General features: G+C 63.3%; 21 protein-coding genes and 1 pseudogene. 12 read left to right on the forward strand and 10 right to left on the reverse strand.

Annotated elements, in window-relative coordinates; all coding sequences use genetic code 11:
- Positions 1-23 precede the first annotated feature (23 nt).
- The 7 genes and pseudogenes from NKI19_RS08045 to NKI19_RS08075 form a co-directional block, all read right to left on the reverse strand.
- Positions 24-1,450 (reverse strand): annotated as a pseudogene (locus tag NKI19_RS08045) (aldehyde dehydrogenase family protein).
- A 34-nt stretch (positions 1,451-1,484) separates the two neighbouring features.
- Complete coding sequence (locus tag NKI19_RS08050; protein WP_352564763.1) at positions 1,485-2,570, reverse strand: ABC transporter ATP-binding protein; 1,086 nt, start codon at positions 2,568-2,570, stop codon at positions 1,485-1,487.
- Positions 2,560-3,168: a cupin domain-containing protein gene (locus NKI19_RS08055; RefSeq protein ID WP_352489541.1), complete on the reverse strand. Its 609-nt coding sequence runs from the start codon at positions 3,166-3,168 to the stop codon at positions 2,560-2,562. The genes NKI19_RS08050 and NKI19_RS08055 overlap by 11 nt, the downstream gene beginning before the upstream one ends.
- 176 nt (positions 3,169-3,344) lie before the next feature.
- Positions 3,345-4,415, reverse strand: coding sequence for an ABC transporter substrate-binding protein (locus NKI19_RS08060; RefSeq protein ID WP_352489540.1), 1,071 nt, complete (start codon positions 4,413-4,415; stop codon positions 3,345-3,347).
- The gene (locus NKI19_RS08065; protein ID WP_352564765.1) at positions 4,400-5,278 is read right to left on the reverse strand and encodes an ABC transporter permease; all 879 of its coding nucleotides are present in this window, start codon (positions 5,276-5,278) and stop codon (positions 4,400-4,402) included. The genes NKI19_RS08060 and NKI19_RS08065 overlap by 16 nt, the downstream gene beginning before the upstream one ends.
- The gene (locus NKI19_RS08070) at positions 5,275-6,162 is read right to left on the reverse strand and encodes an ABC transporter permease (protein ID WP_352564767.1); all 888 of its coding nucleotides are present in this window, start codon (positions 6,160-6,162) and stop codon (positions 5,275-5,277) included. The genes NKI19_RS08065 and NKI19_RS08070 overlap by 4 nt, the downstream gene beginning before the upstream one ends.
- Positions 6,163-6,246: 84 nt before the next feature.
- Entirely contained in the window at positions 6,247-7,530 is a 1,284-nt protein-coding gene (locus NKI19_RS08075) for an NAD(P)/FAD-dependent oxidoreductase (protein WP_352564769.1), read from the reverse strand.
- A gap of 226 nt (positions 7,531-7,756) precedes the next feature.
- On the opposite strand from NKI19_RS08075, the gene NKI19_RS08080 reads away from it, so the two are divergent.
- The 6 genes from NKI19_RS08080 to NKI19_RS08105 all read left to right on the forward strand — a co-directional run bounded on the left by NKI19_RS08080 (position 7,757) and on the right by NKI19_RS08105 (position 13,938).
- The gene (locus NKI19_RS08080; RefSeq protein WP_352489537.1) at positions 7,757-8,914 is read left to right on the forward strand and encodes a fumarylacetoacetate hydrolase family protein; all 1,158 of its coding nucleotides are present in this window, start codon (positions 7,757-7,759) and stop codon (positions 8,912-8,914) included.
- Between the two features lie 73 nt (positions 8,915-8,987).
- Entirely contained in the window at positions 8,988-9,782 is a 795-nt protein-coding gene (locus NKI19_RS08085; protein ID WP_352489536.1) for an SDR family oxidoreductase, read from the forward strand.
- 251 nt (positions 9,783-10,033) lie between these two features.
- Positions 10,034-10,966, forward strand: a complete 933-nt coding sequence (locus NKI19_RS08090) for a substrate-binding domain-containing protein (protein WP_352489535.1) — start codon at positions 10,034-10,036, stop codon at positions 10,964-10,966.
- A gap of 107 nt (positions 10,967-11,073) precedes the next feature.
- Complete coding sequence (locus NKI19_RS08095; RefSeq protein WP_352489534.1) at positions 11,074-12,060, forward strand: ABC transporter permease; 987 nt, start codon at positions 11,074-11,076, stop codon at positions 12,058-12,060.
- 3 nt (positions 12,061-12,063) lie between these two features.
- Positions 12,064-12,858: an ATP-binding cassette domain-containing protein gene (locus NKI19_RS08100; RefSeq protein ID WP_352489533.1), complete on the forward strand. Its 795-nt coding sequence runs from the start codon at positions 12,064-12,066 to the stop codon at positions 12,856-12,858.
- A gap of 57 nt (positions 12,859-12,915) precedes the next feature.
- Positions 12,916-13,938 (forward strand): LacI family DNA-binding transcriptional regulator, encoded by a 1,023-nt coding sequence (locus tag NKI19_RS08105; RefSeq protein ID WP_352489532.1) that lies wholly within the window; start codon positions 12,916-12,918, stop codon positions 13,936-13,938.
- Between the two features lie 547 nt (positions 13,939-14,485).
- Here the strand turns inward: NKI19_RS08105 and NKI19_RS08110 are convergent.
- Positions 14,486-15,067, reverse strand: coding sequence for a TetR/AcrR family transcriptional regulator (locus tag NKI19_RS08110; RefSeq protein ID WP_031211029.1), 582 nt, complete (start codon positions 15,065-15,067; stop codon positions 14,486-14,488).
- A gap of 253 nt (positions 15,068-15,320) precedes the next feature.
- Here NKI19_RS08110 and NKI19_RS08115 point away from each other — a divergent pair, with 253 nt between their 5' ends.
- Genes NKI19_RS08115 through NKI19_RS08125 form a run of 3 tightly spaced genes read left to right on the forward strand, consistent with a single transcriptional unit; the run spans position 15,321 to position 19,940 of the window.
- Entirely contained in the window at positions 15,321-15,596 is a 276-nt protein-coding gene (locus NKI19_RS08115) for a hypothetical protein (RefSeq protein ID WP_352489531.1), read from the forward strand.
- Positions 15,590-18,769 (forward strand): efflux RND transporter permease subunit, encoded by a 3,180-nt coding sequence (locus NKI19_RS08120; protein WP_352489530.1) that lies wholly within the window; start codon positions 15,590-15,592, stop codon positions 18,767-18,769. The genes NKI19_RS08115 and NKI19_RS08120 overlap by 7 nt, the downstream gene beginning before the upstream one ends.
- A gap of 16 nt (positions 18,770-18,785) precedes the next feature.
- Positions 18,786-19,940, forward strand: coding sequence for an efflux RND transporter periplasmic adaptor subunit (locus NKI19_RS08125; protein WP_352489529.1), 1,155 nt, complete (start codon positions 18,786-18,788; stop codon positions 19,938-19,940).
- 320 nt (positions 19,941-20,260) lie between these two features.
- Here NKI19_RS08125 and NKI19_RS08130 read toward each other — a convergent pair whose 3' ends face one another.
- The gene (locus tag NKI19_RS08130) at positions 20,261-20,671 is read right to left on the reverse strand and encodes a cupin domain-containing protein (RefSeq protein ID WP_352564771.1); all 411 of its coding nucleotides are present in this window, start codon (positions 20,669-20,671) and stop codon (positions 20,261-20,263) included.
- 59 nt (positions 20,672-20,730) lie between these two features.
- Positions 20,731-21,357 carry a TetR/AcrR family transcriptional regulator gene (locus NKI19_RS08135; RefSeq protein ID WP_352489528.1) on the reverse strand — a complete coding sequence of 209 codons (627 nt, stop codon included), beginning with the start codon at positions 21,355-21,357 and terminating at the stop codon, positions 20,731-20,733.
- A 240-nt stretch (positions 21,358-21,597) separates the two neighbouring features.
- Here NKI19_RS08135 and NKI19_RS08140 point away from each other — a divergent pair, with 240 nt between their 5' ends.
- From NKI19_RS08140 to NKI19_RS08150, 3 genes are all read left to right on the forward strand, one after another.
- Entirely contained in the window at positions 21,598-22,356 is a 759-nt protein-coding gene (locus NKI19_RS08140; protein WP_352489527.1) for a GntR family transcriptional regulator, read from the forward strand.
- 16 nt (positions 22,357-22,372) lie between these two features.
- A complete protein-coding gene (locus tag NKI19_RS08145) occupies positions 22,373-23,479 on the forward strand; it encodes a mandelate racemase/muconate lactonizing enzyme family protein (RefSeq protein ID WP_352564773.1) in 1,107 nt (368 codons plus the stop codon).
- A 214-nt stretch (positions 23,480-23,693) separates the two neighbouring features.
- The gene (locus NKI19_RS08150; RefSeq protein ID WP_352489525.1) at positions 23,694-25,016 is read left to right on the forward strand and encodes an NAD(P)H-dependent oxidoreductase; all 1,323 of its coding nucleotides are present in this window, start codon (positions 23,694-23,696) and stop codon (positions 25,014-25,016) included.
- Positions 25,017-25,034 lie beyond the last annotated feature (18 nt).

Consider the following 25,034-nt stretch of genomic DNA (forward strand, 5'->3'; position numbering starts at 1 on the left):
TTGCGTAATGCCAATGTCGAGGCTCAGGCGCCGTATCCGATGATGCCCTTGATCTCGAGGAAATCGTGGATCGCCCAGTCGGCGTATTCGCGGCCGTTGCCGGACTGCTTGTAGCCGCCGAAGGGCGCGAACGTGTCCCATTCCGGATAGTTGATCGAGACCTGCCCGGCACGCAGCCGGCTGGCAATGTTGCGGGCGTGTTCGATATCCCGGGACTGCACATAGGCGGCCAGCCCATAGACGGTGTCGTTAGCGATCTTCACCGCATCATCATCGTCATCATAGGAGATGACCGACAGGACCGGCCCGAAGATCTCCTCCTTCTCGATGGTCATGCCGGGCCTGACGTGGCCGAAAACGGTCGGCCGCACATAGTAGCCACGGTTGAGGTGCTCCGGCCGGCCGGGGCCGCCGGTGACCAGCGTCGCGCCCTCGGCGATACCTGCCTCGATCAACCGCTGGATCTTGTCGAACTGGATGTTGCTGACCACCGGCCCGAGCTTGGTCTCCTCGGAGCGTGGGTCGCCGACCTTGTGCCGTTCGGCGGCCTTCTTGGCGATGGTCAGCGCCTCGTCGTGACGGGCGGCCGGCACCAGCATGCGGGTCGGCGCATCGCAGGACTGGCCGCTATTGCCGAAGCAGGCGTTGACACCCTTGCGCACCGCCGTCTCGAAGTCGGCGTCGGGCAGCACGATGTTGGCCGATTTGCCGCCCAGCTCCTGCGCGACGCGCTTGACGGTCTCGGCCGCCGTCTTGGCGACGATGATGCCAGCCCGGGTCGACCCGGTGAACGAGACCATGTCGACATCGGGATGGCCGGCCATGACCTGGCCGACATCCGGACCGGTGCCATTCACCATATTGTAGACGCCCTTCGGCGTGCCGGCGGCGTCCATCACCTCGGAAAAGATGATGCCGCTGATCGGCGCGATTTCGGAAGGCTTTAAAACGACGGTGCAGCCGGCGGCGATGGCCGGCGCCACCTTGCAGACTATCTGGTTGAGCGGCCAGTTCCACGGTGTAATCAGCGCGCAGACGCCGATCGGCTCCTTGACCACCATGGTGGTGCCGCGCTTCTCGCTGAATTCGTAATCCTCAAGCGCCTTGATGGTAGCTTCCATATGCGCCCTGCCCGCCCAGGCTTGCGCCTCGCGCGCCCACCTGATCGGCGCACCCATTTCCTGGCTGACCGCCTGGGCGATGTCCTCGTAGCGCTCATTGTAGACTTCGAGGATGCGCTTCAGTAGCTTCAGGCGCTCGGTCTTGCTGGTTTGCGAGAAGGCCGGGAATGCCGCCTTGGCTGCCGCCACGGCCTTGTCGACATCGGCTTTCGAGCCGACCGAGATTTTGGTGTAGGCCTCTTCAGTGGACGGATCGATCACATCCAGCGTTGCCGAACCACGGGGCCGACCCATTTGCCGCCGATGAAAAAATTGAGATGATTGCTCATGGGCCGTGCTCCGGTTTTCTGGAAATGAGTCAGACTAGCTGGGCAGCATAGGGCAGTTGGCGCCGCGGCGCAGGCTGATATGCGCCACGTCGCCGACGCTGAATTGAAAACCCTCTGTCCGGCGTGGTGCGTCGATCACCACCTGTGTCCCCTGCCCGAGCTCTGCATGAAGGCGCAAGGTGCGGCCGTGAAAGACGATGCTGTTCACCCGCACCGGTGCAGTACCGGCCGCGGCCTCGGTCGTGGCCAAAAGGTCCTCCGGACGCACGCCGATGGTGCGCACCGTGCCCTCGCCAGGCAGCTCGCCTTTTTCCGAAATCGCTTCCAGCGGCAGAGCGCCGGCGATGAACCGCAAGCGCTCGCCGTCACGGCCGACAAAGCGCGACTGCAAAAGGTTCATGGTACCAATGAAGCTGGCGACGAACTTGGTGGCGGGCCGGTCGTAAAGGGTCGCCGGCGGCGCAATCTGCTCTATGCGGCCCTTGTTCATGACGACGATGCGGTCAGAGATCGACAGCGCCTCGGTCTGGTCGTGCGTGACCATGACGAAAGTGGTGCCAAGCCGTGACTGCAGCCGCTTCAATTCGACCTGCATTTGCTCGCGCAGATGCGCATCGAGCGCCGATAGCGGCTCATCGAGCAGCAGCACACGCGGCTCGCAGACGATGGCGCGGGCAAGCGCGACGCGCTGGCGCTGGCCACCCGACAATTCGGACACGCGGGCGCCGAGCTTTTCGGCAAGGCCGACCATGTCGAGCGCTGCGCCGACGCGCTTTGCCTGTTCGGCACCGGAGAGCTTGCGCAGCGACAGGCCGAAGCCGACATTTTCGGCGACGTTCATGTGCGGGAACAGCGCGTAGTCCTGGAATACGGTGTTGACCGGGCGGTCGAAGGGCCTGAGCGCCGTGATGTCGCGCCCTTCGAGCAGGACCCTACCGCTCGACGGGCTCTCGAAGCCGGCAATGACCCGCAGGCTGGTGGTCTTGCCGCAGCCGGACGGTCCGAGCAGGGTTAGGAACTCGCCGCGCGAAATGTCGAGATCGACGGTGTCGAGCCCGACGATGCCGCCGGGGAAAATCTTGGAGACCTTGTCCAGCCGGACGAGCGGATCAGGCGCCATCGCGAACCTCGGACGGTTTGGTGGTGTTGACCCACAGGATCTGGCAGCGCTCACTGCCCGGATTGCGGAAGGCATGCAGCAACGTGCTCTTGAAGGCGAAGCTGTCGCCGGTCTTCAGCCCGTATCTGGTCGAATCGACCACCAGCTCGACCTCGCCCGACAGGACGAAGCCGAATTCATGGCCGGCATGGGCGTAGGCTTCGGCGGTGCCGCCACCGGCTTCCACCGTCACCAGCATGCCAGTCAGCGTGGCGGCCGGCGGCGACAGCAGCGCCTTGGCGATGCCTTCCGACTTGACCGGGATCTGACGCCGGCTGTTGGCGCGCACGCAATAGAGGTCGTTGCCGACATCGTTGCCGTCAACGATGAGCGCCGACGGCTCGATGTCGAGGGCGGCGGCAAGCGGCCAGATCACGCGCACCCGCAATGACGACATGCCGCGCTCGATCTGGCTCAGCGCACCGATCGACACGCCGGCTTTGGCGGCAAGTTCGGCCAGCGAGAGATTGCGCTCCAGCCTGAGCGCCCGCACGCGCCGGCCGACCCTGACGTCGGCGTCGTCCTTCGGCTTCTCAGCCGTTTCGTCCAGCATGTCCATTCGTTCGTCCTTGTTTGGTAAGATTTCCCTTCTCCCCTTGTGGGAGAAGGTGGATCTGCGCGAAGCGCCGAGACGGATGAGGGGCTGGCCGGAGTGCCGTCGGTGTCTCTGGAACACCCCTCATCCGTCGCCTTCGGCGACACCTTCTCCCACAAGGGGAGAAGGAAGAACCAGGCTCAGCCGCCTGCCTTGACCTTCTCGAACATCTTGGCGAGTTCGTCATTCTGTTTCATCGGCCCGGTGAAGATCGTGGTCTTCAGCATCACCTCGGGATCGGAAGGCAGCTGCAGTTTCTCCAACTCCTCCTTCGGCACGGCCGCGAAAGCCGAGCTGGTCGAGCTGCCATAGCCGTAGGCCTGGATCAGGTATTTTCCGGAATCCGTCTCCAGCCGGCTGTTGATGAAGTCATAGGCAAGGTCGACGTTCTTGGCGTCCTTGAGCATGACGAAACCGCAAGCCCAGGTCAGCATGCCTTCCTTCGGTTTCATGAACTCGACCGGCACGCCCTGCTTCTTCAGCGAGGTGGCCGAGGCGTTCCAGGTCATTGCGGCGACCAGCTGGCCGCTCGCCAGCGCCTGCTCGACGGAGGTCATGTCAGTGGTGTAGTTGGAGAGCAACGGCCGCTGCTCGCGCAATTTTTCCGCCACCTTGTCCATCTGCTCCGGCGTCATGTCGAATGGATTGACGCCGGCAAGAAGGGCCGCCACCACCGGAGTGTCGTGGACGGCGTCGATGGTCGCCATGCGCCCGGCATATTGCTTGTCCCAGAGCAGGTTCCAGCTGGCTTCCGGATTCTTCACCAGATCGGTGCGGTAGAGGATCGAGGTGTTGCCCCAGTCCCACGGCACCATCCAGACCTTGCCGTCGCCGGCCTGCAGGTCGGGCAGGTTCTTGAAGACCGGGAAGATCGAATCCCAGTTCTTGATGCGCTTGGTGTCGATCGGCTGCAGCAGGCCTTCCTTGTTCCAGCGCGCCACCTTGTCATAGCAGGGGTGCGCGATGTCGGGGCGGAAGCCGGCCTTGACCTTGGTGAAAGCGTCGTCGTCGTCGCCGAACATCGAGGCTTCGACACCATCGGGGTGCGCGGCGAGGAAGCTCTCGTTGAAGTCGGGCAGTTCATAGCCCGACCAGGTGAAATATTGCAGCTTGTCGCCGGCAAAGGCGACAGTCGACGCAAGCGCCAGCGCGAAGGCAGCCAGTCCGGTTTTCGCTGTCTTTGCCGTTATCGATTTCAGGTCGAATGCCATTGCAGTTCTCCTCTTTCGGTTTCTTGTGGTTTTGGCAGGTCGGCGGGCGCTGACCGCCGGGTGGCAGCAAGCCCGCGATGGCGCAGGATTTCGGCGAGTGCGGCGATGAGGAACGACACGGCCAGGATCGCGGTGCCGAGCGCCATGACGGTCGGTAGCGATTTCGGGAAGCGCAGCTGGCTCCAGATATAAAGCGGCAGCGTCGGCTCGGTGCCGGCAAGGAAGAAGGCGACGATGAACTCGTCGAAGGAGGTCAGGAAGGCCAGCATGAACGCCGAAATAATGGCGGGCAGGCTGAGCGGCAGCATCACCCGTCTGAAGGTCGTCCAGTCGGAAGCGCCGAGATCGAGCGCGGCCTCGCGGATGGTCTTCGGGATAGCGGCGAAGCGGCTTTTCATGATCACCACCGTCGTCGGCAGCGCCACCAATATGTGGCCGAGCACAATGGCAATGCGCGACGGCCCGAAACCGGCGAGATTGACCAGGATCAGCAGCGAGATGCCAATGATGACGCCGGGGATCAGGATCGGCAGCCGGGCTATGGCACTGATGGTTGCGGCCAGCGGCGAGCGGCCGTAGAGGTCCATATAGGACACGGTGATGCCGCAGAGTGTTGCGCCGGTGGCGGCAATGGCGCCGATGACGAGGCTGGTGGCAAGCGCACCGGACAACGTCGAATTGCCGACCAGCGTGCCATACCATTCCAGTGTGAAGCCTTGCAGGGGAAATGCCGCCTGGATCGAATTGTTGAAGGAAAACAGCGAGATCAGCAATATCGGCAGATACAGGAACACCAGATAGGCAAGGACGTAGGCTCCCAGCCAGCCGCCGCCCTGCCTTGCATCGATACGCGCCGTGTTCATGTGCGGCTGCCGTATCGGCGGTCGGCGAAGCGCACCACCAGCACCACGGCGAGAATGACCAGCATGACGGCGACGGCAAGTGCGGCGCCGAATGGCCAGTCATTGGCCTTGCCGAACTCGGCCTGGATCAGCGTGCCGATCATGGTGCTGGCCGGGCCACCGACCAGCGCCGGCGTGACATAGTCGCCGACGGTCGGCACGAAGACGACGAGGGCCGCCGCCAGCACGCCAGGCATCGAATTGGGCAGCACGACGCGGCGAAAGCTGGTGAACGGTTTTGCGCCGAGATCGGAAGCGGCTTCGAGCAGCGATTTCGGGATGGTGTCCAGCGCCACATAGATGGGCAGGATGGCGAACGGGGCATAAGCGTGGGCAAGCGTAACGACGACCGCTGCCGGCGTATTCAAGAACGCCAATGTCGGCTCCGACCAGATGCCGCTTTCGATCAATGCCGAGTTGAGCACGCCATTATAGGCAAGCACGATCTTCCAGGCGAAGACGCGCAGCAGATAGCTGGTCCAGAACGGCAGGGTCAGCAGGAACAGCAGCAGCCCGCGCCGCCGCCCGGCATGGAAAGCCAGGTAGTAGGCAACGGGATATGCCGTGACGACGGTTGCCAGCGTCACCAGGCCGGCGATGCCCAGCGAGCGCAATGTCACCGTCCAGTACAGCGGATCGGTGGCCACCGTGACGAAGTTCGCGAGGGTGAAACCGGCCCCCAGCAGCGAGCCGTCATTGCCGCGAAAGGCCAGGAAGAACACCAGGCCAAGCGCGAAAAGGATCAGTAGAAAGGTAACCAGCCCGCCGGGAAGCAGCATGGCGAAGCGAAAACCCGGCGAAGACCGGGTTTCCGGCAGCGGCTGCGTTGCGGCGATAGTCGACATCGAGGCCCATCACAATTTGAAATCGACCAAGCTTTTTTTCATATTCGTGAAGCTGTCAAGCTGTTTCACACTTGGGCATGAACGTCAGCGCTCGAAGGCGTCCAGCGTCCGGTACCAGGCGATGGTCGCGGCAACGCCGACCTGTCGAAAGGCGTGAAACGGGATCGGCCGGATCGGCGATATCGGGAACGGCAATTGCCTGGTGTCGCTGCTCGACAGATAGGAGGCGATGCGCTCGCCAAGCGCGGTCATCAGGCCGATGCCGCGGCCCTGGCAACCGACGACCGCCAGCAGACCCTTCTCTGGCTCGTGGATATGCGGGAGATGGTCCGGCGTCATTGCCACCCGGCCGAACCAGCGCTTTTCAATGGCCACATCGGACAGCGCCGGGTAGAGCCGCAGCAGCGCGCGTTCAAGATGCGCCCAGTCCGCCGGGCCGTTCGGCAAAGTCATGCGGCCGCGCCCACCAAGCACCAGCCGACCGTCGGCACTCTTGCGATAATAGACGAGGATGCGGCGCGAATCCGAAACCGCCTGCCCGTCCGGCAGGATCGCCGCCGCGAGATTGGACGATAGCGGTGCTGTCGCGATCTGAAAGGAATGCAGCGGAACGATCGTCTCGGCGAGGCCGGGGAGCAGGCCGCCTGTATAGGCGTTGGTCGCCAGGACGACCGCCTTGGCCTTCAGTTCGGCGCCGCTTTCGGTTGAAACGTGCCAAATGCCAGCATCCTTGCTGATCTGCATCACGTTCTGGCGCTCGGCGATCTTTACGCCCACCGCTGCAGCGACGCGCGCCAGTTCCGATGTGTAGGCGAGCGGATCGATGACACCAGCACGGCGGTCGAGCCAGCCGCCGAGATAGCCCTGCGCGCCGGTCATCGTCGCGATCTCCGTCGCGCTCAGCAGCCGGACATCGGCGCCGCGGGCGCGCCACTGCCGATCCCGGTTCGCCGCCGCTTTCAGCGCGGTCTCGGTATGCGCGGCCTGGACCCAGCCATTGCGGACGAACGGCACCGCCATTCTTTCGTCGCGGATCAATTCGAAAACGGCGTCCGCCGTCGAGGCGGCAAAGTTGACGAGCGCTTCGCCGCGCTCGAGACCAAAATGCTCCAGCAGCCAGTCCGGATCGTATTTCAGGCCGGGAATGACCTGGCCGCCGTTCAGACCGGACGCGCCGCTGCCGATTTCGCCGCCCTCCAGCACCTGGACGGCAAGGCCGAGCCGGGCAGCGTGCAAGGCCGTTGACAGACCCAGAATGCCGCCGCCGACGATGACGACATCGACGCATTGGCCGGCTGGAAAAAGCGACTGGAAGGCGGTGGCTGTCCGCGGCTTCTGCCAGATTGGATCGGAAAACCGTAGGAGCAAGCGTCACCTGGAGATTTCAGTAGGTGAAAACCCTAGCGACGGTTTCATTATTTTGAAAGAGCGTTTTCCCTCGCCGTTGGCGCACGTCAGCCTCGATCAAGGTCCAGCGATGCGAAGACTGGTTGAAAGAATTGACAAAGCTCGCCCCTGCAAGCGGGATAGACCTTTGGCGGGAATTTGTTGAAAGTGCCGCGGCCGAAGGACAAGAAAGCAGGAAATGTAAGCCATGACGAACGCCACACATTTGCCCGCCGAAGGCCTCTTCGTAGGCCGCGCCCGGGCGAGCGATGCTTCCCATCCGCTGGTGGTCACGGTGCGTGACGGCACGGTCTTCGACATCACGTCAAATGTGGCGCCGACCGTACGCGACGTTTGCGAATTGCCGGATCCGGCGGGCCACGTCCGCTCGGCCAAGGGGTGGCCGATCGGCCCGCTCGATGCCATTGCCGCCAACAGTTTCGAGACAGCGCGCGATCCGGGGAAACCGTACCTGCTGTCCCCCGTCGACCTGCAGGCGATCAAGGCGTCTGGCGTCACCTTTGTCGTCAGCCTGCTCGAACGGGTGATCGAGGAGCAGGCGCGCGGTTCGGCGGAAAAGGCCGACGCCATTCGCGCCGACATCGCCGGGCTGATCGGCCACGATCTGTCGAAGCTCAAGCCCGGCTCGCCGGAAGCAATGGAGATCAAGGCCAAGCTGATTGCGCGCGGCGCCTGGTCGCAATATCTCGAAGTCGGCATCGGCCCCGACGCCGAGATCTTCACCAAATGCCAGCCGATGGCCTCGGTCGGCTTCGGCGCCGATGTCGGCCTGCATCCGGTTTCGACATGGAACAATCCGGAGCCGGAGATCGCCATGATTGCCGCCAGCAGCGGCAGGATTGTCGGGGCGACGATCGGCAACGACGTCAATCTGCGCGACGTCGAGGGGCGCTCGGCGCTGCTGCTCGGCAAAGCCAAGGACAACAACGCCTCGGCAGCACTTGGCCCCTTTATCCGGCTGTTCGACGAGGCGTTTTCCATCGGCGACGTGAAGCAGGCGATCGTACGGTTGAAGGTCGAGGGTGAGGATGGGTTCTCGCTGGAGGGCGCCAGTTCGATGGCCGAGATCAGCCGCTCGCCGGAAGAGCTGGTCGCCGCCGCCATGGGGCCGCACCACCAGTATCCGGACGGGCTGGCGCTCTATCTCGGCACGATGTTCGTGCCGTCGAAGGATCGCGGCGAAAAAGGCAAGGGCTTTACCCACAAGGTCGGCGACATCGTCACCATCTCGTCGGAGAAGTTCGGTGCCCTGGTCAACCGCGTGCGGCTGTCGCCCGACTGCCCACACTGGACCTACGGCGCCAGCCATCTGATGCGCGACCTCGCAAGGGCCGACCTCATCTAACAGCCCAACATCCGATAGATTCTAGAATTCTCTGATTGGAAATTACCTGCTCGTCGGCATTCGGGAGAGTCCATTGATCGTCGCTCTTGAGGGCAAGACCCTTGTCGTTACCGGCGGGACGCAAGGGCTTGGCGAGACCATCGCCCGGCTGGCCTCAGCCGGCGGCGGCGAAGGGATCGCCATTGTCGGCCGCAACGCCGAGCGTGGCAGACGCATCGCCGAAGAGCTTTCACGACCAAGCCGGCCCGTCGTCTTCATCCAGGCCGACCTTGGAGATCCGGCCGCGCCTGCAGCTGTCATGGCGGAAGCGATCAAAAGACGCGGCCGCATCGATTGTCTGGTGAACGCCGCGGCCCTCACCGACCGGGCCTCGCTGGAAACTGGCACAATCGACGACTGGGACAGGTTGTTTTCCGTCAATGCGCGCGCGCCGTTCTTCCTCATGCAGGCGGCCGTAGCCGACATCAAGACACGGCGGGCGGCGGGCGCCATCGTCAACATACTGTCGGTGAATGCGCATTGCGGTGCGCCGGACCTTGCCATCTATTCCGCAACCAAGGGCGCGCTTTCGACGCTGACCAGAAACATTGCCAACGCGCATCTCTCCGATCGTATCCGCGTCAACGGCATCAACATGGGCTGGGTAGCGACGCCGGCCGAACAAGAGATGCAGGCGCGCACGCTGGGCAAGGGCGAAAACTGGGCAAAGATCGCCGCCGCCGGCCTGCCGCTTGGTCGATTGCTGACCATGGACGAAGTCGCCCAGCTAACGCTGTTCCTGCTCAGCGACGCCTCCGGGCTGATGACCGGGACGCTTATCGACCTAGAGCAATCCGTGCTCGGCGCGCCGCCGCGCGGCATTGCATGACGGTCGCAAGGCCGATCGTCGGCCGCCTGGAAAATATCAGCCAAACTGATGCAATCTGATGGGATTGCTGATGGCGTGGTGCCTTGCGCCAACGTCCATTGGCAATCGAGGCTTGCCATCGATCGAAAAAGGGAATGCTCTAATGCGTCCAGGTCGACGCTGGCAAAATGCGACCACCGTTTTGGCCGCGCACGGCTTTTCGCGGTGATCGTCGTCGGAGGAGGAGTTCGGTTCAAATGGGAGGAAATCAAATGCTGACGAGGCTAAGACTGCTTGTACTTGGCTTGGTGATGGCGCTGGCCATTCCGGCCGCGGCACAGGCCAAGACGTTCTACTGGATTTCGCATGGCGGCCCGGCCGATCCGGTCTGGACCTACTTCCTTGCCGGTGCCAAGCAATGGGCGGCGGACACCGGCAATACCGTCAACACCTCGTTCCACAACGGCGACGTGGCGTCGCAACAGGAAGCCGTCCGCGCCGCAATCGCCGCCAAGGCCGACGGCATCACCACGACCAGCCCCGATCCGGGCAGCCTTGTCGAGATCGTCAAGGAAGCGCGGGCGGCGAACATCCCGATCATCAACTTCAACACGCCCGACCCGAAGGCGGACTTCAACGCCTATGTCGGTGGCGACAACGTCACCTTCGGCAAGCACTGGGCGCAATATCTGGTCGATAAGGGCCTGGTGAAGAAGGGCGACTTCGTCTGGATGCCGGTCGAAATTCCCGGCGCCACCTATGGCGTCCAGGAAGAGGAAGGCATCAAGAGCGTGTTCGAGCCGCTCGGCATCACCTACGAAATCACCGAAGCGACGCTCGACCAGGCCGAAGTGATCAACCGCATGGTCGATTACCTCACCGCCAACAGGGCCAAGGTCAAGGCGGTTATCGGCCTCGGCGACCTTGTCACCGGTTCGATCAAGCGGGTGTTCGACCAGGTCGGCGTCAAGCCGGGCGAAATCCCGGTCGTCGGCTGGGGCAACTCGCTCGACACAACCCAGGAGGTGCTGAACGGCTACGTCAATGCCGGCCAGTGGCAGGATCCGCAGGCGACCAGCTATGTCGCGCTCTCGCTCGCCAACATGGCGGCAAGCGGTATTCCGCCAGGCTTCGACGTGATCACCGGCGCGCTCTACGAGAAGGACACCGCGGCAGTCTACGACAAGATCCTGTCCGGCAAATAAATCCGCGATCGAGTTGGTCACGGCCGCTTCGGCGGCCGTGACCGTCTCATCATTCCGCCGAAGCCGGTTGCGGTCTCGGCCAAATCCAATCCTATCGCGGGTCCAAGGTGGAAAATCGTTCTCTTATCCAACGCTCGATCGCGCGGCCCGAGTTCGGGCCGTTCGTGCTGCTCGTCGTCGAGATCGCTGTGTTCTGGGGCATCAACCACGACTTCCTGTCGCCGCAAAACATCTCGAACACGCTGGCGTTCACGGTCGAGCTCGGGCTGATCGCGCTGGCGATGACGCTGTTGATGACATCGGGCGAATTCGACCTGTCGGTCGGGTCGCTGTTCGGCTTCTCGCCGGTCTTGATGTGGACCCTCTTCAACAGCGGCGTCGCCTCGCTCGAAGCCGCCTTCGTCATCGCGCTGGTGGTCGCTGCGTTCATTGGACTGGTCAATGGCTGGTTCGTGACGCAGCTCAAGATCCCGTCGTTCCTGGTGACGCTGGGCATGCTGCTGGTGGTGCGCGGCACCGCATTGTTCGTCACCAACGGATTTCCGCAGCGGACCTGGAGCGCCGAGGGCAGCTGGCTGGCGGAAGCGCTGGTCGGCGATTTCTTCATCGGGCCGTTCCGTATCTACATGTCATTGTTCTGGTTCATCGCCGCCGCGATCGCGCTCGGCTACGTGCTGACGCAAAGCCGGACAGGCAACTGGATCCAGGCGGCCGGCGGCAACCCGAGTGCTGCAAGGGCGCGCGGCGTCAATGTCAGCGGCGTCAAGATCGGCCTGTTCATCCTGTCGTCGATCCTGGCCTCGCTTGCCGGCGTCATCTCCTCGCTACGCACCTCGGCGGCCAACCCCAACAGCGGCACCGGCTACGAGCTCGAAGTCATCGCCATGGTGGTGATCGGCGGCACAGCGCTGACCGGTGGGCGCGGCACAATCATCGGCACTGTGCTCGGCATCCTGATCCTGCGCGTGATGCGCAACGGCATCGTGCTGATCGGCGTGCCCGGCCTTGCCTACAATATCTTCATCGGCGCCATCATTCTCGGCATGATGGCGCTCCACTCATGGCTGGAACGCCGGCATCAGGCAGGGACTTGAACCATGGCCGAACCGCTTGTCCGCATGGAAAACATCCGCAAGTCCTATGGCCGTGTACAGGCGCTGGTTGATGCCAATTTCCATGTCAACGAAAGGGAGATCGTCGGGCTGCTCGGCGACAACGGCGCCGGCAAGTCGACGCTGATCAAGGTGCTATCGGGCGCGGTCCCGCTGACCAGCGGCGACATCTTCATCCGAGGCAAGAAGGTGAATTTGCGTAGCACCAGCGACGCCATCGCCCACGGCATCGAGACGATCTACCAGGACTCGGCCCTGGTGACGCAGCTGTCGATCGCCCGCAACCTGTTCCTCGGACGCGAGCCGATCAGGCCGCCGCGTTTCCTCAACCGCATGGACCAGGAGGCGATGAACGTGGTTGCCCGCGACCTGCTCAAGCAGGTCGGCATCTCGAAGAACATCCCGCCGACGACGCCGATCGGCTCGCTCTCCGGCGGCGAGCGGCAGGCGGTGGCGATTGCGCGCGCCATGCATTTCGACAGCGACCTCATCATCCTCGACGAACCGACCAACAATCTCGGCGTCGCCGAAACGCAAGGCGTGCTGAGCTTCGTGCGCAACGCCCGCGATTCCGGCCATTCCTGCATCTTCATCGCCCACAACATCCATCATGTCTTCCAGGTGGTCGACCGCATCGTCGTCATGCGCCGCGGCAAGGTGGTCGCCGACGATATCGACCCGAAGAAGACCAGCGTCGCCGAAGTCGAACGCGTCATCACCGGCATGTCGGACAAGGAGATCCATGACGCGCTGGTCGAGGGCACGCAACGGCCCGGCTGAGCAGCCGGGCCGGGCTTATCGTCGAGGCACTGGATCGCATCGCCACATGGTTGCGATATGAAAGCCACCGTTTCGGATATTGCCAGAAGCTGCGGCCTGTCGACCGCGACGGTCGACCGTGTGCTCAACAACCGACCGGGAGCCAGTGCCGCCAACCGGCAGCGCGTAATGGAGGCGGCCAAGCAGCTCGGCTATCTGCCGGTCGTCGACCAGGTCGCGTTGCCCTCGCGGCCGGCACATCTCGAATTCTTCCTGCCGATCGGCAGCAATGCCTTCATGGCCGATCTGGCCAGGCATATCGAGGATTATGCGGCGCGCCTGCCGCTGGTCGCCTCCTGCCGCATCCACAAGCTCGCCGGCATCTCGCCGAGTGCCTTGCAGGCGGCCGTCGAAAACCTCTCGCTCAAGGCGGACGGGGTCGGCGTCATCGCCATCGACCATCCGCGAACGCGCAACATCCTGCGCGAGATCGTCGAGGCCGGCATTCGCCTGGTCACACTGGTGTCCGATGTTCCCGGCGCGCCCCGCTCGGCCTATGTCGGCATCGACAACCGGGTGGCCGGCCGTACGGCGGCGCTGCTGATGGGACGGTTCCTCGGCGGCCGCCAGGGCCATCTGGCGATGGTCGTCGGTTCACGCTCCTATCGAGGCCATGAGGAACGCGAGATGGGCTTTCGCTCCGTGCTCGGCGAGGAGTTTCCGAACCTGGCCGTCACCAGCGCCGTCGAGATCAACGACGAACCGGAGGTCAGTTATACCGCGACCATGAAGGCGCTGCACAACGAGCCGGAGTTGCTAGGCATCTACTGTGTCGGGGCCGGGCGCTCGGGCGTGGCGAAGGCGCTGCGCGAAGTCAGACCGCAGAAGAAGCCGGTGTTCATCTGCCATGATCTGACGCGTGAGACGCGCGGCTATCTCGTCGACGATCTGCTCGACGTCGTCATCGACCAGAATGCGCGGCTGATCGCCGAACAGTCGGTCATTCGCCTGCTCGGCTCGATCGCCTCGTCGGCGCCCTATCTGACGCGGAAATTCATCGAGCCGCGCCTGATCTTCAAAGAAAATGTCCCGGTGCAGTGATGCCGCGCGAGGCGATGGTCGCTCGGGCCTCGATCGTTAAAATTCGGTTGATACCGCAAATCTGCACATCAGCTATGCAACTTTTGTTGTTGCCGAATCATTGGGCAATCGATAGTTTCGCAGGTGTCGGCCATCTACTCCTCCCAGATGCGATGCCGACGCTGAGTGCGGTACACCTCCTCCCGTGCCGTATTCGAAATCGAGCCCGCTGCCACCTCCTCCCGGCAGCGGGCTTTTTTTGTTCCGGCTCCGGGATAGCGGCCGATGCTTGGGGTCGTGACCAGGACACGACTGTTGATCCGCGGGTCTGTGAGCTTGGCTGCGATCGCTGCGGCTTGTCGGGCAGAATCCTGTCACACTTGTCACTCCCACCGGTTCGCCGGCGGCCCTATCCTGCCTCACGACCAGCAAACAACGCCGCGCCGGCAATGCTGCTGCGGAGGATCGGCAAGGGAGACGCGAGATGGCACATCGCGATGGGACGAGACATTACCCAGCGGCGCGGCGCGCAATCGAAACGCCACGGATCGTTTCGCCGCTTGCGAGACTATCTGGCCCTGAAAGAAGTGATCAGGCCTTCCGCCATGCGGACGAACTGCGCGCTCGGGCCCTCGGCGCCGACGCTTTGCAGGCTGACACGGGCGCCCTCGAGCAACAGCGACAGCGTGTCCGCAAGAAGTTCGGCCTGTCCGATGCCGGCATCGCGACACAGGGAGACCAGCCGCTCGCGCTGCGCTTCCTTGAGTTCCTTGATCACTTGCCTTGCCGGATGATCGGCCTCGCTCAGCTCGATGGCGGCGTTGGCCATGTCGCAACCGCGACGATCCGACATCAGGCAATCGGCCGCCATCCGCACCCAGGCGTGCAGCTGCGCCAGTTTGTCGCCCGGATTCTCGGCCTCGAACTTTTCCCACATCGCGTTGGCGCTGCAGGCGGTCGCCCGCAGGCATTCGATGATCAGGTCGTCCTTGGACTCGAAATGCCGGTAGAGCGTCATCTTGTTGGTGCCGGCGGCCTCGGTGATGGCGTCGATGCCGACGCCGCGAATGCCATGCTTGTGAAACATGTCCCGTGCCGTCTCCAGGATCCTGTCCCGGGGGCGAACACGCTCCACAACACCGTCTGTCATCAAAACCTCCGTGATTGCGTTTCCCGAAATTCCCTCGGTGCACCTCTTGACTAGGGTGTTACCGGTCTGTAACTTTAGAGATGTTACTTACCTGTAACACCCGCATTGCATCATGTCAAATTCGCAAGTGCCGGCCATCAACCTCGCCCCGATCGGCAAGGGGACGAACCGCACCTTACGGCCTCGGCCGGCGAGCAAGAGTACACCCGATCCGCGGCTTGCCGCGGATCGCCAAAAACCAGGAGCCGCTTCGATGTCGCAGCGCAATGATCTGACGATCGATGAAGTCGTGAGGGATCCGATGATCCGCATGCTGATGAAGGCCGACCGCGTCGACCCGCGGTCTTTCGAGGCGATGCTGCGTGCGCTGGCTGACGAGCAGGCCGAGCGCCGCAATGCGCCGCGCCGCCTTGTGGAAGATTTCGGCTTTCTCGAAGATTCCGGCTCAACGCGCAGCCGGCGGCTGTCCAGGGTAGCCAGGGCCTTTGGCCGGGCCAGAGCATCGGGCGAGGCGTGCATATCATGGTAAACTTCTTCATTCATCGTCCGATCTTTGCGTCGGCGATCGCCATCATCATGGTGCTCGCCGGAGGGATCTGTTATTTCCTCCTGCCCGTCTCGCAATTTCCCGACATCACGCCGCCCCAGGTCGTGGTCAGCGCCCACTACCCGGGCGCCAGCGCGCAGGTCGTCGCCGACACGGTGACGACGCCGCTCGAACAGCAGATCAACGGCGTCCAGGGCATGACCTATATGTCGTCGTCGAGCTCCAATGACGGCTCCTCGACGATCACCATCACCTTCGACGTTGGCTACGACCTGAGCACGGCGGCCGTCGACGTCCAGAACCGCGTTTCGCAGGCGGCTTCCTCGTTGCCGGCCATCGTCAACCAGGGCGGCGTGACGATCAAGAAGCAGAATCCGAACTTCGTCCTGATCGTCGACCTCACCTCGCCGGACGGTTCCGTCAACCCGGTCGCGCTGAGCAATCTCGCCTATCTGCAGGTGGTCGATCCGCTGAAGCGCCTGCCCGGCGTCGGCGACGTGCAGATCTTCGGCGAGCGGCGCTATTCGATGCGCATTTGGCTCGACCCCGACAAGCTCGCCAATCTCGGCATTACTGCCGTCGACGTGCAGAACGCCGTCGCCGAGCAGAACGTCCAGGTGGCGGCCGGCAAGATCGGACAGTCGCCGGCTCCGGCCGGCACCGCCTTCGAGATGCAGGTCAACGCCGTCGGCAGGCTGAGCGATCCCAAGGAGTTTGGCGACATCGTGGTGCGGGCCAATACCGCCAACGGCTCGCTGGTCCGGCTACGCGACGTTGCGCGCATCGAACTCGGCGCGCTGCAATATTCGTCGTCGGCCTTCTTCGGCAAGGATCCGACGGTGGTGCTCGCGGTCTATCAGATGCCGGGCTCCAACGCGCTCGATCTGCAGCAGCGCGTCAAGGACAAGATGCAGGAGCTGTCGGCCCGCTTCCCGAAGGGCGTCAGCTACGCCATGCATTACGATACGACACGTTTCGTTTCGGCCTCGATGCACGACGTGCTGATCACGCTCGGCGAAGCGCTGGTCCTGGTCGTCGCCGTGGTGTTCATCTTCCTGCAAAGCTGGCGCACCACGATCATCCCGACGATCGCAATTCCGGTGTCGCTGGTGGCGACGCTGGCCGTCATGCATATGCTTGGCTTCTCGCTGAACATGCTCAGCCTGCTCGGCATGGTGCTGGCGATCGGCCTCGTCGTCGACGACGCCATCGTCGTCGTCGAGAATGTCGAACGCCAGCTCGAGGCCGGCCTCAAACCGCTGGCTGCCACGCGCACGGCGATGGCGGAGGTCACCGGCCCGATCATCGCCACGACCGCCGTTCTGATGGCGGTGTTCGTGCCGGTCGCCTTCATTCCCGGCGTGTCCGGCAGGCTCTACAACCAGTTTGCCCTGACTGTGGCGATCTCCTTCGGCATTTCGGCCTTCGTCTCGCTGACGCTTACCCCGTCGCTCAGCGCCGCCTTCCTGCGCCACCGGCCGGAAACGCAGTTCGTGCTGTTCCGCTGGTTCAACATGGGTTTCGAACGGCTGGCGCATGCCTATGCGAATGGGGTCCGTATTCTCATCCGCCTGCGCTGGATCATGCTCGGCGTGTTCGCGGCCGGACTTGTCGCGACCTATTTCGTCTGGCAGCGGCTGCCCTCGACCTTCCTTCCGGTCGAGGACCAGGGCTACTTCTTCGTCGTCATCCAGCTCCCCGACGGGGCCTCTCTGGAACGTACCGACGCGGTGGCGCAAAAGGCACGCGACATCCTGCAGAATACGCCTGGCGTCGATATTGTCGGCTCGATCAGCGGCTTGAACTTCCTGACCAGTGCCGCGCAGTCGAACTCGGCGGTCGAATTCGCCATCCTGAAGCCATGGGACGAACGCGGCCCCGATCAGAGCGCCTCGAAGCTCGTCGCCGACGTGCGCAACAAGCTGCTGCAAATTCCGGAAGCTTTTGCGCTGAGCTTCGACCCGCCGTCGATCCCGGGCATTGGTACCACTGGTGGCTTCGAGTTCCAGGTCGAGGACCTGACGGGCCGCGGCAGCGTGGCGCTCAACGATGCGACACAAGCCGTGATTGCCGAGGCGCGCAAGCAGCCGGAGCTCAACCCGCAGCAATTGTTCTCGTCCTTCTCTACCTCGACGCCGCAGTTCAACTACGATCTCGATCGCGCCAAGGCGAAGCTGCTCGGGCTCAACCTGCCGGACGTCTTCAATACGCTGCAGATCTATCTCGGCTCGCTCTATGTGAACGATTTCAACTTGTTCGGCCGCACCTTCCGGGTGACGATCCAGGCCGACAAGGACTCTCGTGCGGGTCCGGCCGACATTTCGCGGCTCTATGTCCGCAATGCGTCGGGTGGCATGGTGCCGCTGAGCACGCTGGGCAAGCTTGTGCCTATCGTCGGCCCCGAGACCGTGCCGCATTACAACAACAATGCATCGGCCCTGATCAATGGCGGCGCCGCCCCCGGCTTTTCGTCCGGCCAGGCGGTGGCGGCAATGGAGCGTGCCGCTGCCACGGCGTTGCCGAGAGATTTCGGCTACGAATGGACCGGCATCACCTATCAGGAGCTCAAGGCGGGATCGATCGCATCCGTCGTCTTCGGTCTCGCGATCGTCTTCGTCTTCCTGATCCTCGCCGCGCAATATGAGAGCTGGGCGATGCCGTTCATGGTGCTGCTGGCGGTGCCGCTTGCATTGTTCGGTGCGTTCGTCGTGCTGTGGCTGCGCGGCATGCAGATCGACGTCTATTCGCAGATCGGCTTCGTCATGCTGATCGGACTGGCGGCCAAGAACGCGATTCTGATCGTGGAGTTTGCCCGGCGCCGGCGCGAAGAAGGCCTCAGCATCGTCGACGCCGCGATGGAAGCGGCGCGGCTTCGGCTGCGACCGATCCTGATGACCGCCTTCGCCTTCATCCTCGGCGTGCTGCCGCTGATGTTCGCCACAGGTGCGGGTGCCGCGAGCCGGCAGTCGATCGGCACCACCGTCTTTGGCGGCATGGTCGCGGCGACGATCCTGTCGCTGGTGTTCGTGCCGGTCTTCTATGCGGTGATCGAGCAGCTGCGCGAGCGCCGTAGCGAGAGCGAACCGGTCTCCGAAGCGACTGAACAACCAACTGCCGAACCCGCCTTCGAGCCATTGGCCGAAGCGGCTGAATAGGACTGGAGAATTGATCATGCGTAAATGGAAAATCGCGCTGGGAACGGCCGTCGCCCTTGGGGCGATTTCAGTGGCGAGCGTTCACCTGCTCGACATGGGCAGCCTCAGCCTCAACGCCGGCACGGCCGGGGCGGCGACACCCAAGCCGGAAGCCTTTGTCATGCCGGTGCCGGTGGTGAGCGTCGTCAAGAAGACGATCCCGATCTATCTCGACTATGCCGCCCGGGTAGAGCCGATCCGCAGCATTACGCTGCAGGCGCGCGTGCCGGGCTATCTGCAGGAGCAGGTCGCCACCGACGGCAGCGATGTTGCGAAGGGCGACCTTCTCTACAAGATCGCCCCGGAGGATTTCCAGGCTGCCCTCGAGCAGGCGAAGGCGCTTATCCAGCGCGACACGGCAACACTCGACTATGCGCGCTCCAATCTCGGGCGCGGCAGCGAGCTCGCCAAGAGCGGCTATCTCGCCAAGGACGTGTTCGACCAGCGCACCAGCACCTTGCGCGAGGCTCAGGCCTCGCTCGCCGTGAACCAGGCCGCCTTGCGGACCGCCGAGCTCAATTTGAGCTATACCGAAATCCGTGCCCCGTTCGCGGGACGCATTGGTCGCAGCCAGGCTTCCGTCGGAACGCTGGTCAGCGTTGCCGGCACCGTGCTCAACTCGCTGGTGCAGCTCGATCCGATCTACGTCACCTTCAATCCGAGCGAGACGGACCTGACGCAGATCGAGGAGGCCCGCGCCGCTGGACCGATCAGTGTCGACGTCCTGCTTCCCGGTGAAACGGAACCGCGCCAGAAGGGCGATCTCACCTTCATAGACAACACGATCGATCGCTCGACCGGCACGATCACGGCACGGGCGACGATCGGCAACGGCAAGTTCACGCTGCTGCCCGGCCAATATGTCCGCGTCCGGCTGCACGTTAAAGAGCAGCCCGATGCGCTGATGGTGCCGCAGACGGCACTCGGCTCGGGCCAACTCGGCAAATACCTCTATGTCGTCGGCAAGGACAACACCGTCGACCAGCGCATCGTTTCGCTCGGACCGACCAACGGCGATCAGGTTGCCATCTTGAGCGGTGTGGTCGAAGGCGACCGGGTGATTACCGGCAATCTGCAGAAGATCGGCCCGGGAATGCCGATCTCGCCGCTGCCCGAGAAACCGGCCACCTGATAACCCCCATCAGGTCCGGTCCCGCGGCGCCCTCGGCTCCCACGCCAAGGGCGCCGTTTTTGCTGATAGTTTCGACACGGTCGATTCAAGCCGTGCAAGCGGCGGCTCTGGCGACAATGGCAGCATAGAGGCGCGCTCTAGCTGTGAAAGCAGTTTGTGGATCAGCACGAGACATCCGTCCAGCCGACGGCTTATCGCGGCTGCACGTATCACTCGCGCGAAGGCCCGCTTCGACCCTGGATGGATGGACTGCTGGATTTAGGCGGCATAAGGCACCGTCCTCCAGGTCAAGTCCCGAGCCTGAGCAACGGTTTCGCCGCTCAGGCCGCCTGCAGGATCTGGATTCCGTGCCGTCCGGTAAGCTCGATCACGCGGTTAATCATGTCGGCGGTCGGCGGGCCGGAGGGCGCGTCCTTGGATGCAGCCTCTTCGAAGAATGCGATCATCTCGTCGTCGACGATCGCCATGAACATAACCGGCACGGGACCAGCATTGCGATAGCCATGGGGCGCGTTGCCCGGAATGGTGACGACGTCACCGGGTTCCACCTCATATTCTTGCCCGACACCATCGATCATTGTCCATATCGTGAGGGTGCCCTCGAGAATGCGGAAAATTTCCGCGGAAGGATGCGTGTGGGGCGGCGTGCCGCTTCCAGGAGGTACCGTGACGTCGATCACGTTGAGTGCCGTCCCAGCGAGCTTTGCCCGGACAGCGACCTGATCGCCCATCACCCAGAAGCCTTGAACCGAATCGGCCGGATGGACCGTCGCTTTCGTCTTATGCCAAGTCACTTGCTTTTTCCCTTTTGAACGGCGCCCTGCTGCGATTTTGCCGCATTGAGCAAGGCGCGAATTGCCCAGGCGGCTGCCTCTCCCGCCTCACGGCCGGTAAGACCCCAGTAGTCTTTCATTGTCTGCCAGGCAGTGGCGCTGAACAGAAGCTGGATCACGGCCTCAAGCTGGCGCGCCGCCTTCGGGTCCATTCCGTTTACGATTTGCGAAAGGCTGCTCCGAAAGGCACGTTGCCGCTCACCGTTGGCTTGCAGGCGCATCTCGCGCCCGGTAGCGCTCGCATGCGAGGCCCTGACTACGCCTTCGATTGCGTCCAACGAGGCGAAAAGGTCGGGAGGAAGATCGATCAGATCCTGCTCCCGCTCAGGCCAGAACCGCACTCCCAGGGAGGCATTGGTGCTGGCCCAAAAAGCTTCCAAAAGCGCTTCCTTCGTCGGGAAGTGGCGGAAGATCGTCCTTCGGTTTACGCCCGAAACCTCGGCGACCTCATCGAAGCCAAGGAGGCTGTACGGATTTTGCTCCAGGATCGTTCGAATGGACGCGAGGATGCGTTCGCGCGTGGCCTGCGCCTGCTCTGCCCGCAGCGGGCTATCGTATTTCTGAGTCATCACTTGTGAATTCATGTCACTGCTAGTGACACAAAATTTCTTAGTCGTCAATGGACATTGCTAAGCCTACGCACCAGTCCGTTTCGCGCTGCCAGAAGCCAGCTGCCGCTCAGCGAGGGAGCGCAGGCTTGCGTGGCCAGGGCTGGCCGAGGTCGGAAGGGCGCCAATGTGATGCAGGATTGAGAATCCGGAAATTAGTCTTGTTAGATTGTCGACAACCTGCTTCTGTTGCTTTTGGTCTCCTGGAGCAGCCAGATGGCAAAGCTGGATTTCAATCCGATCGCGGATACGACACGCAGGGCCGAGATCGTGGCGCTGCTCCGGCGGGCGATCCTGACCGGCCAGATGGAGCCGGGGCAGAAGCTCAACGAACTCAGGATTTCCGAGCAGATGCGGGTGAGCCGTGCGCCGCTGCGAGAGGCGATGCGCGAACTGGTGCAGGAAGGCATCCTGACCAGCATCCCCTACGCCGGAACCTTCGTTATCGACGTTACCGCCAAGGACATCGACGATGCCTATTCGCTCAACAAGGTGCTGGACGAGTTCGCCATCGCGCGGACCTGGCCGCTTCGCGACCAGCGGTTCTTCGACGAACTCGACCGGCGCCATGCGGCGGTGAAGCAGGCGACGCGCGAACTGGACACGACGCGGCAGATCGAGACGGCGCTGCAACTGCATGGCCTGATCCACGAATGGGCCGACAATTCGGTGCTGCTTGAAACGTGGCAACGGCTGACCAGCCGGCTGCAGATGTATTTCGCGCTGCACCAGCGGGCCCGCAACGAGCCGGTGCCTGCGGAAGATGCTCACGAGACCTATGTGCGGCTGCTCAAGGGCAGCGACATGCGCGCCGCACAGCGCCATGCCAAGGAGCACATCGATTTCGATTTCGAAGCATTGCTCGTCTATGCGCGCGGGCTGGAGCGACGTGGCCCAAATGGCGCCGGCGCCAATCGTGCCGGTCGCCTAAAGGCGGCTGAGCCAGACAAGTTTGGCGGTCATCCCGAAAAATAGGCAACGGACAGAAAACGTGCAGATCAAAACCATCAAAGCCCACCATGTCGTGCAGCCCTTCGTTGACGGGCCTTATCGCATGTCCAAGGGGCGCGTCGCCGATGCGTTCGACGCGGTGATCGTCGCCGTCACCGCCGACAGCGGGCTCACCGGCTGGGGCGAGATGGCGCCGCTCGGCAATTTCTATTCGCCGGCCTTCGCCGCCGGTGCTCGCGCCGGCGTCGTCGAGATCGCGCCGTATCTTGTCGGCCATGACCCGCGCGGGCTTGCCAGTATCAACAGGCTGATGGACACGGTGTTCAAGGGCCATCCCTACATCAAGTCGGCGCTCGACATGGCCTGCTCGGACCTCGCGGCGCGCGCCGCCGACGTGCCGCTGGTCACCCTGCTTGGCGGACGCGAGAGCGAGACGGCCGAACTCTACAAGGTCGTCACCCACGGCACGGTCGATGCTATGGCCGCACTCGCCAAGCGCATCGTCGGGGAAGGGTTTCGCCGGCTTCAGGTCAAGGTCGGCGGCAACGTCCATGACGACATCGAACGCGTCACCGCCGTTGCCGCCGCGGTGCCGAAGGGCACCGTCATCTTCTGCGACGCCAATGCCGGCTGGACCCCTTACCAGGCGCGCCAGTTCGCCGATGCGACGCGCAACATCGACTATACGTTCGAGCAGCCCTGCACGACGATCGACGAATGCATGTCGGTGCGCCGCTCGCTCGACAAGCCGATGGTGCTCGACGAGTCCGTCGCGTCGCTGGACGATATGCTCGACATCCATCGCAAGGGCGCGGCCGACGGGCTGACACTGAAGATCTCGCGCCTCGGCGGCGTCACCAAAACGCGCCTGATCCGCGACCTCGCCGTCGACCTCGGCTTCATGATCACGGTCGAGGACACTGGCGGCGCCGAGATCGACACATCGGCCATGGCGCATCTGTCGCTGTCGACGCCGGAGGAGCGCCGACTGCATGCCATCGCCTTCCACGAATGGGTGACGGTGCGCACCGCATCCAACATGCCGCCGGTTTCGGGCAGCCGCATGGGCATTCCGGATGGGCCGGGACTTGGCATCGATGTCGTTCCCGGCCTGCTGGGCGCGCCCTTCTTCGAGATCGGCAGCTGAGCTGCAATAACGCTGCACCCAATCAACCTGAATTTGCCGCGTCCTTCTGACTGCAGAGGCACGGCAGTGTGGATTGATCGCTCATCCAATCGTCTTCGGCCGATTGCAGAGCGACAATGCCCAATTGCCGGTTGAAATATTTTTCATTTGGAAATAGAAATGTTCAAAACGCTGATTTGGACGCTGCGGCGCGTCAGGAACTGGAGGAAGCGACATGTCCCATCCGCAATTTGCAGCGGAACTTCTGCAGCGCGCTGAACAGCAGGGACCGATCACCATCGGGCTTGCCGGCGCCGGACAGATGGGCACCGACATCGTCGTCCAGGTCGCGCTGATGCCGGGCATGCGGATCGGCGCTATTTCCGAAGTCAGGCCGCAGGCAGCGATCGACGCGGCGCTGCTCGCCGGCCACGACCGTTCCGACATCGTCCAGGCCGGCAATGCCGCGGCGATCGACCGCGCCATCGAGGCCGGCAAGATCGCGGTGACCGAAGATTTGCACGCGCTGGCGGCGGCCGGCCGTATCGACGTCATCATCGACGCGACGGGCAATCCCAATATCGGCACGCTGTTTGCGCTCGAAGTGATGAAGAACGGCAAGCACATCGTCATGCTCAATGTCGAGGCCGACATCACCATCGGCCGTTTCCTCAAGGACGAAGCGCGCAAGGCCGGCGTCGTCTATACCGGTGCCGCCGGCGACGAGCCGGCCTGCACGCTGGAGATCATCGGCTTTGCCAAAAGCCTCGGCTTCAACATCATCGCCGCAGGCAAGGGCAAGAACAATCCGCTGAAGATCGACGCCATGCCGGCCGACTACGAGAAGGAGGCGGCCGAGCGCAACATGAATGCGCGCATGCTGGTCGAATTCGTCGACGGCTCGAAGACGGCCATCGAGATGGTGGCGATCGCCAATGCGACCGGCCTGGTGCCCGACGTGCCGGGCATGCATGGCCCGACCGCGACGCTGGAGGAACTGGCCAGCGTGCTCTGCCCACGCGAGGATGGCGGCGTGCTGCACCGCAAGGGCGTGGTCGATTATTCCATCGGCAAGGGCGTCGCGCCCGGCGTGTTCTGCATCATCGAGACCCGGCATCCGCGCGTGCTGGAGCGCATGATCGACCTCAAGGTCGGCAAAGGCCCCTATTTCACGATCTTCCGGCCCTATCATCTGACCAGCCTGGAAGTGCCGCTGTCGGCGGCGCGCGCGGTGGTCTACAAGCGCGCCGACATGGAGCCGCTCGACCATCCTGTGGCCGAGGCGGTTGCCGTCGCCAAGAGCGATCTTGGCGTTGGCCAGTCGCTCGGTATGATCGGCGAAAACGATTATCGCGGCTTCGCCATGACCTGGGACGATGCACGCGCCCGCGGCGCCCTGCCGCTTGGCCTTGCCGAACGCGCCAAGGTGGTCAAGCCGCTCAAGACAGGCGACTTCCTGACCTATGAAAATTGTGTACCCGACGATTCGATGGTGATAACCCAGATCCGCCGCCGTCTCGACCAGTCGGACGGGCGGTTCGTTACAAACGCAGCCTGACCCCCGCCGGATCTCCGC

This window comes from Mesorhizobium sp. M0751 (genome assembly GCF_040320265.1).
GTDB lineage: Bacteria > Pseudomonadota > Alphaproteobacteria > Rhizobiales > Rhizobiaceae > Mesorhizobium.

What these genes read in the sequence shown, in the direction of transcription:
- NKI19_RS08050 (WP_352564763.1), bottom strand. Translation starts at nt 2,570, where the DNA reads ATGGCGCCTGATCCGCTCGTCCGGCTGGACAAGGTCTCCAAGATTTTC.
- NKI19_RS08055 (WP_352489541.1), bottom strand. Translation starts at nt 3,168, where the DNA reads ATGGACATGCTGGACGAAACGGCTGAGAAGCCGAAGGACGACGCCGAC.
- NKI19_RS08060 (WP_352489540.1), bottom strand. Translation starts at nt 4,415, where the DNA reads ATGGCATTCGACCTGAAATCGATAACGGCAAAGACAGCGAAAACCGGA.
- NKI19_RS08065 (WP_352564765.1), bottom strand. Translation starts at nt 5,278, where the DNA reads ATGAACACGGCGCGTATCGATGCAAGGCAGGGCGGCGGCTGGCTGGGA.
- NKI19_RS08070 (WP_352564767.1), bottom strand. Translation starts at nt 6,162, where the DNA reads ATGTCGACTATCGCCGCAACGCAGCCGCTGCCGGAAACCCGGTCTTCG.
- NKI19_RS08080 (WP_352489537.1), top strand. Translation starts at nt 7,757, where the DNA reads ATGACGAACGCCACACATTTGCCCGCCGAAGGCCTCTTCGTAGGCCGC.
- NKI19_RS08090 (WP_352489535.1), top strand. Translation starts at nt 10,034, where the DNA reads ATGCTGACGAGGCTAAGACTGCTTGTACTTGGCTTGGTGATGGCGCTG.
- NKI19_RS08100 (WP_352489533.1), top strand. Translation starts at nt 12,064, where the DNA reads ATGGCCGAACCGCTTGTCCGCATGGAAAACATCCGCAAGTCCTATGGC.
- NKI19_RS08105 (WP_352489532.1), top strand. Translation starts at nt 12,916, where the DNA reads ATGAAAGCCACCGTTTCGGATATTGCCAGAAGCTGCGGCCTGTCGACC.
- NKI19_RS08110 (WP_031211029.1), bottom strand. Translation starts at nt 15,067, where the DNA reads ATGACAGACGGTGTTGTGGAGCGTGTTCGCCCCCGGGACAGGATCCTG.
- NKI19_RS08115 (WP_352489531.1), top strand. Translation starts at nt 15,321, where the DNA reads ATGTCGCAGCGCAATGATCTGACGATCGATGAAGTCGTGAGGGATCCG.
- NKI19_RS08120 (WP_352489530.1), top strand. Translation starts at nt 15,590, where the DNA reads ATGGTAAACTTCTTCATTCATCGTCCGATCTTTGCGTCGGCGATCGCC.
- NKI19_RS08125 (WP_352489529.1), top strand. Translation starts at nt 18,786, where the DNA reads ATGCGTAAATGGAAAATCGCGCTGGGAACGGCCGTCGCCCTTGGGGCG.
- NKI19_RS08130 (WP_352564771.1), bottom strand. Translation starts at nt 20,671, where the DNA reads ATGGGCGATCAGGTCGCTGTCCGGGCAAAGCTCGCTGGGACGGCACTC.
- NKI19_RS08135 (WP_352489528.1), bottom strand. Translation starts at nt 21,357, where the DNA reads ATGAATTCACAAGTGATGACTCAGAAATACGATAGCCCGCTGCGGGCA.
- NKI19_RS08140 (WP_352489527.1), top strand. Translation starts at nt 21,598, where the DNA reads ATGGCAAAGCTGGATTTCAATCCGATCGCGGATACGACACGCAGGGCC.
- NKI19_RS08150 (WP_352489525.1), top strand. Translation starts at nt 23,694, where the DNA reads ATGTCCCATCCGCAATTTGCAGCGGAACTTCTGCAGCGCGCTGAACAG.